The organism is Jejuia spongiicola (genome assembly GCF_023502325.1).
Classification (GTDB): Bacteria; Bacteroidota; Bacteroidia; order Flavobacteriales; family Flavobacteriaceae; genus Wocania_A; species Wocania_A spongiicola.
This window is the reverse complement of sequence record NZ_JAMFLZ010000014.1, coordinates 1-7,878: the sequence shown is the minus strand read 5'-3', so window position 1 is coordinate 7,878 and position 7,878 is coordinate 1. Positions and strand designations below refer to the sequence as shown.

Here is a 7,878-nt window from a genome sequence, read left to right as displayed (position 1 = left end):
CTCATTCTTGACTTTTTCTTTTTAACCGAAAATGAGATAAAACTTTTCAGATAAACTACTTTTTTTGGTTTTTAACACAGGTCTTGAAAAGTAACGAAATATGAGTGAATTTTAGTCATTTTAAGAAAATAGAAAAACTTAACTATTCTTCTATTCTTCTAGTTTTTTTGTATTCGAAACCTTTTTGCTACTCTAAATATAATCCTTTTTTGCATTACAAAAACTAACTTTGTAACAAGCCCTCATTATAAAGTATTGAGGCGATTAATAGCTTTAAACCACTGGTAGTATTTACCAGTGGTTTATTTATTTTAAAAATCTATAAGGCGGGCTAAAAATTGTAATACCAATTGAATTAACTTTTATAAATGGAATTTGTATCGAGAATCTAGTCTTCGTGTTTAAAACCTGTTCTTGATACAATTTTCTATTGAAAATCACTCGAACTTACATTTAGTTTAACCTAATAAATCAAAATACACAACTACCTGCTAAACGCTACTAGGCTTTGAGAACGAAGATACAAAAAGTGGCAGACGATAGGGTTAATTTTAGCGCGGCCAAGCGGAAATTAATCTTATCAGCCCTCCTCTCTTATTGAATTTTCCTTAGAAAATTTAATGTGGGAGTTCGATGATGTTCGAATCAAATTGATTTTAGTACTGACGATGGCTTCTGTTTTCCCTTCACGGCAGTAAAGTAAATAAGCCTCGTAGCTATTTTATTTAGCAAGTGTATGAATTCCATCGGGTTTTAATGAGTATCATACTTATTTAAAAATGGGATTTTCCACTTTATAGTTAATATTGTTTTGCAAGACAAATATTGACTATAAACAAAAGTACACTCTTTAAACGTATTATAAAACAATAATTTTAACCGAAAATGAGATAAAACTTTTCAGATTAACTTCTTTTTTTGGTTTTTAACACAGTTCTTGAAAAGTAATGAAATATGAATGAATTTCAGTCATTTTAAGAAAATAGAAAAACTTAACTATTTTTCTAGTTTTTTTGTATTCGAAACCTTTTTGCTACTCTAAATACAATTCTTTTTTCCGTTTCAAAAGCTAATATTGCAATACCCTCTAAAATTTCAAAATAAACCGCACAAGTTAGAAAACATTGATATAGATATTATATATGATCAATTACTGTAAAGGAGAACTGCAAACACAAAACTTAGAGCTTGTTATTATTGCTCCTTTAATATTAACTCATAAAAAAATGAATAATAAATAATAATCCTATGAAAAAGCTATTACAAATTCTTTTATATATCCCTTTTATAACTTTTGCTCAAACCCAAATTGGAGGTGATATTAATGGTAAAACAGTGGTTGATAATTTTGGGAATAGTGTTGTAAGTCTTTCAGAAGATGGAAGTACTTTTGCTGCACTTTTTAATGATGAAAATGGTGATGCATTCCAAAACTCCTTTACAACCACTTGGACTGTAACTGATGCAGACGAAATTACCATTGCTATTAATCCTGACGCTACGGGAAATTATAATTATACCATTGATTGGGGCGATGGAACCATTGAAAGTGGTAAAACAGGAAATGCCTCTCACACCTATTCAAATAACTCAGGCACAAATGATTACCAAATAAAAATTACCGAAGATTTTCCTGCCATTCGGGTAAGTCTTTCGGGTGATGAAGAAAAACTAAAATCTATAGACCAATGGGGGGAGATTAAATGGGAAACCATGTATCAAGCCTTTAGAGATTGTAAAAACATGCAGGTTAATGCTACAGATGCCCCTGATTTATCTCTGGTAACAACAATGTACCGCATGTTCTATAGTTGCACCGCATTTACAGGGCATGAATCTATAAACACATGGCATTTAAATTCTATTGAAGATTTAAACAGTATGTTTAGAGGTTGTGAAAACTTTAACCAAGATTTAAATAGTTGGGATACAAGTAACGTTGTAGAAATGAGCTATATGTTTCAGGATGCGTTGGCTTTTAACGGCAATATTTCTAGTTGGGATGTCTCTCAAGTGGGCGCAGATGGTGTAGGAGATACTCAAAAAATGTTTAATAATGCTGTTAAGTTCAATCAAGATATTTCAAGCTGGCAATTTAAAGAAAATGCAGATTTTACTGGAATGTTTGAGGGCGCTATAGCATTTAACCAACCATTACCTAATTGGATTAATACTAATGTTGACGGATTAAAGATGTCAGAAATGTTTAAAGATGCTAAAGCATTTAACCAAAATTTAAGTTCTTGGGATGCAAGTAAAATAAAAGTTATGAGCAACATGTTTAATGGTGCTATATCATTTAATCAAAATTTAAGTTCTTGGGTTTTAAGCGGTTTAACAGCAGAGACTAACACTACCATGATGAATAATATGTTTGATAATTCTGCTATGAGCAGAGCAAACTATGATGCCACATTAATAGCTTGGGCTAATAACGAAAACACCCCTAGTGATGTGACACTAGGTGCTTTAAGTATTGAGTATTGTACTGCAGAAATCGAAAGACAATCTTTAATAGACAATAAAGGATGGACGTTTGTAGGTGATACTAAATGCCCAAACATTATTTATGTAGACCTTAACGGTAATAATACAAACGGGACTGATTGGGCAAATGCCTATACCAGTATAAAAACAGCTATAAATAATGCTAATAAAGGTGATCATATATATATAGCAATTGGTACATACCAAGAGGGTGTTATAACAATAAATAGTGGTAAAGACTTAGTAATTAAAGGGGGTTACAATACTACTACAAATATACAAGAAGACTATTCAACCTTAGATGGTCAAGAGTCCAATAATATTTTAAGCACTTCCCTCTTAACAAATAACACCCTTTTTGACCATTTAATAATCACTAATGGAGGTAATGTAAATAACGGAGGTGGGATGCTAAATTCTGCATCTTCTCCAACACTTACCAATGTCATCTTTACTAAAAACACAGCTTTTCTTGAAGGCGGTGGGATGTACAATGCAAATAATTCCTCTCCAGTGCTTATCAATGTTACCTTTGTAGAAAATGCTTCAGGTAAAAACGGTGGTGGGATGGCTAATTTCGCTTCTACCTCCACCTCACCTACCAATCCAATAATACTTACCAATGTAATATTTTATAAAAATACAGCTGTTAACAATGGTGCTGGCATGTTTAATCATAGCTCTAACCCTACACTTATAAATGTTACCTTTACTGGAAACACATCTGAAAATCTAGGTGGCGGAATGCAAAATAATATTCAGGCAAAACCTCTGCTTTACAATACCGTATTTTATAACAATAGCGCTGGCACGAATGGTGATATTTCAGATATCGCTGGCGATGGGACCATAAATACCAGTTCTAGCCACAATGCCTCTGATAAAAATGAAAGTATTCTTGATAATAATATCGCCTTTGTACAACTTACTCAAAACCCATTTACAAATAGTACAGATCCTGCTGGAGGTGATGATGAATTTGGAACCGCTGATGATGGCCTTATACCTAATACCCCAGATTTAATTGATAAAGGAGATGATAACAAAAATAATGAAACTTTTGATTTAGCAGGTCAAATCCGCTTATTTAATACCATAGATATAGGTGCTTATGAACGACAATCAACCCTAAGCATCAACTCTAATAACATATTAAAAAAACACATACACCTATACCCTAACCCAACGGCATCCAAACTATTTATTAGCAACCCTTTAAATATCAATTTAAAAACTATAAGTATACATGATATTTCTGGAAGGCTAATTTTAACGAAAACCATAAAAACAAACACCGCAGAACAATCTATTAATATAAGTAAACTATCTAGTGGTATATATCTGTTAAGTTTAAAAAGTGATACAGAGAATATGACTAAACGTATTATAAAACAATAATTTTTAACTAAAAAATGAGATAAAACTTGTTCAGATAATGTGTTTTTTGAAGAGCATAGTACCCTACGCATAAAAATGCAATTAAATATTAGTGAATTTCAGTCACTTATAGAAATAGAAAAAGCTCAAAAAAGCTCCTGATTTTTTCGTTTATAACCTTTTTGCATCCCCCAATACGTGCCTTTTATATACTTTAAAAGTTATTTTGTGAATAAATAATTATTAACCTCTTAAACTTTAAATACTAACAATATAAAATGACCTATAACAATTCATTGATACTAACCAAGATGTTCAATGACGAATACATCTCTGTCAATTAAAAACAATGAATTTAAACTGATGAAAAATACATCAACAAACAGGCAGCAAAACTATACCCTTATTAAAAAAGTAAATTAATGAAAAAGTATCTTAAAAAAAATAGACTAGAATTGTTTTTATGTATATTTTATTTAATAATTATTGATATAATCCTTTATGTATTTTGACAGAATCCTGTCAATCCAAGCAAATATCAAGTGAAATATTGAAACTTCATTAAAAATGAAGAGATTCGGCATTTCTAAATTATTTACCCTTTTGTAAAGTCTAGAAAATAGATAACTTGATCAAAAAAAAGAAAAATCACAAACATAAATTTTATTCAAATTTTTATCAATTTTACCTTAATAATTAAATTAAAAACGAGAACAACTAGTCTAAAAATTAACGGCACTTATTATAATAGGGTTAATTACTTTGATTTACTTTAAAAGTGATGATTGTGATTTGAAACCTCGTATAAAAAAAATGATAGTGCTGGATACGGAAATATAGATGCTTCCATGTCATCATGCGAGCAACCTCAAAACTAAGTATTAAACTCAGATGATATTGATGATGACAATTAAGGTTATAAACTTCAATACGGTGTGCAAAGGAGAAGCATAACATTTAGTAATATGAGAAATGACGACTAGACCTTAGAAGAAAATCAAGATAGAATTACACCCAATGTTTGGCTAACAAGAAAAAACAAAGGCTAGATATTCAATATTTTAGAGAATTCAGATTCTGAAGATGAATCTCCTGTCGATACAGAATAGGCAATTGGTTCTATATCTGATGGTATTGAAGCATTGGTCTTCAGTAGCTAGGTAGCCGGCTGTGTGTGTGTGTGTGTGTGATGATACTAATGCAACATGTCCTCCTTGCTTTATTAATGCTCCTATGCTGGCATCTCATAACGGATAACATCTACATCGACTTTGTGGTTTCTTCGCGCAATGGAGCAACAGTAGCATCTCATGAATATATAGGAGAACGGACCTATGATTCAGAAAAAGGGAAAGTAACTTATCAATGTTAAACAAAAGCCATGATTAGTTTACTATTTACGAAAGCGCCTTTACTCTTTGAAAAAAGGTGTATTAGAATGCTCCGTTATTAAGCATTATAAAATGCTTAATAGTTCGCCTATTTCGTATTTGCAACCTTTTTGCTACCTTAAATATGCTTTAATCCATCCTTATTAACGGTATTTTTGATTTTATAAAAATCTCTCAATATACCTCACTTTTATTGTCTCAAAAAACATAAATTCATGATGTATTACTCTCTCAAAACTATTATTACATCCTTTTTATTATACTTTGCAATAACAAGCATACAGGCCCAAGACGCAGATTATTTTATAACCACTTGGGTAGTTGCCGAAAACGAAACCATTAGGATTCCTACATATGGAATAGGTTATAATTATGATGTAGATTGGAGTTATGATGGAGTTACTTTTAATGCAGAATCTACCAATGTTTCAAGAGATGTTACAAGTGCTAATTTAACAGCAGGTACATACACTGTTGCTATTCGTGGTGCGTTTCCTAGAATTAATTTTAACAATACAAATATAGGTAATATAAAATATAAAATACAAACGATTGAACAATGGGGGACAGGTACTTGGACTTCTATGGAAGAAGCATTTTATGGTTGTAGTAATTTAGTCGTCAACGCAACCGATATTCCAAATTTATCTAGTGCAACAAGTACTAGAAGAATGTTTCAAGATGCAAGTTCATTAGTAGATAATGGAGGAAAAATGGGTGATTGGGACATGAGTAGTATAACTGATATGGGGCTTATGTTTGCTAATGCAACATCTTTTAATGCCCCTATTAATAATTGGAATACTAGTAATGTAGAAGAGTTTTTCAGAGCATTTCAAGACAGTTTTTTTGATCAAAGTTTAGGCAATTGGGACATTAGTAGTGCAACCAATATGGTTGGGATATTTAATAATGTGAGTTTATCTACAACAAACTATGATGCTACTTTAATAGGTTGGTATACTGACTCAAGTGGTGGTGCTAACGATGGTATTGATGATGTTCCTTATAATATAATTTTTGATGGAGGAAACAGTCAGTACTGTATAGCTGAAACTGCTTGGAATAGTTTAGACACTACTTTTAATTGGACGATTACTGATGATGGCCTTGCATGTACAACTGAAGATTATTTTATAACCACTTGGGTGGTTGAAGAAAATGAAACTATTACCATTCCTACAACTGGAACAGGCTATAGTTATGATATAGATTGGAGTTATGATGGCGCTACTTTTAATCCAGAAGCTACCAATGTTTCTGGTAATGCTACAAGTACTACTTTAACAGCTGGTACATACACTCTTGCCATTCGTGGTGTTTTCCCTAGAATCTATTTTAACAATACAGGGGATAAAGATAAAATACAAACGATTGAACAATGGGGTACAAATATTTGGACTTCGATGGAACAGTCGTTTCGAGGGTGTAATAATTTAGTACTAAATGCAACTGACACTCCAAATTTAAGTCAAGCCACTTCAATGCTAGGTATGTTTTTAGAGTGTAGCTCTTTTGTAGATAATGGAGAGGCTATTAACAATTGGAATGTAAGCACAATTACTAATATGCAACAAGTATTTCATGGTACATTGTTTAATTCTCCCATCAATAATTGGGAGGTAAGTGCTGTTACAACAATGTCAGATATGTTTAGAAACACACCTTATAATCAACCGCTTGATAACTGGGATACCTCTAACGTAACTGATATGTCTGGTATGTTTCTAAATAACACATCTTTTAATCAACCCATTGATAACTGGGATATCAGTAATGTTACAACAATGAATCTTATGTTTCGCAATACTACCCTATCTCAAGAAAACTACGATGCTACTTTAATAGGTTGGCATACAGATACAAGTGGTGGTGCTAATGATGGTATTGATGATATCCCTTCTAATATAACTTTTCATGGAGGCAGTAGTCAGTACTGTACAGCAGAAACTGCTTGGAATAGTTTAAACTCAACCTTTAATTGGACGATTACTGATGGTGGCCTTGGATGTACAACTGAAGATTATTTTATAACCACTTGGGTGGTTGAAGAAAGTGAAACCATTACCATTCCTACAACTGGAACAGGCTATAGTTATGATGTAGATTGGAGTTATGATGGTGCTACTTTTAATCCAGAAGCTACCAATGTTTCAGGTAATACTACAAGTACTACTTTAACAGCTGGTACATACACTGTTGCTATTCGTGGTGCGTTTCCTAGAATCTATTTTAACAATACAGGAGATAAAGATAAAATACAAACGATTGAACAATGGGGGGCAAATACTTGGACCTCTATGGAACAGTCTTTTCAGGGGTGTAGTAATTTAGTACTAAATGCAACAGACACTCCAAATTTAAGTCAAACCATTTCAATGCTAGGTATGTTTTTAGAGTGTAGTTCTTTTGTAGATAATGGAGGTGCTATTAACAATTGGAATGTAAGCACAATTACTAATATGCAACAAGTATTTCATGGTACATTATTTAATTCTCCCATCAATAATTGGAAGGTAAGTGCTGTTACAACAATGTCAAATATGTTTAGAAACACTCCTTTTAATCAACCCCTTGATAACTGGGATACCTCTAGCGTAACTAATATGCTTGGTATGTTTTA

Annotated in this window: 2 protein-coding genes; both read left to right on the top strand. The window is 32.2% G+C overall.

Features of this window, described 5'->3' with window-relative positions; all coding sequences use genetic code 11:
• Positions 1-1,248: 1,248 nt before the first annotated feature.
• Positions 1,249-3,885 carry a BspA family leucine-rich repeat surface protein gene (locus M3P09_RS17110; RefSeq protein ID WP_249974048.1) on the top strand — a complete coding sequence of 879 codons (2,637 nt, stop codon included), beginning with the start codon at positions 1,249-1,251 and terminating at the stop codon, positions 3,883-3,885.
• A gap of 1,585 nt (positions 3,886-5,470) precedes the next feature.
• Positions 5,471-7,878: BspA family leucine-rich repeat surface protein (locus M3P09_RS17105; protein WP_249974047.1), on the top strand; the 2,408-nt coding region annotated here is incomplete at its 3' end.

What these genes read in the sequence shown, in the direction of transcription:
- M3P09_RS17110 (WP_249974048.1), top strand. Translation starts at nt 1,249, where the DNA reads ATGAAAAAGCTATTACAAATTCTTTTATATATCCCTTTTATAACTTTT.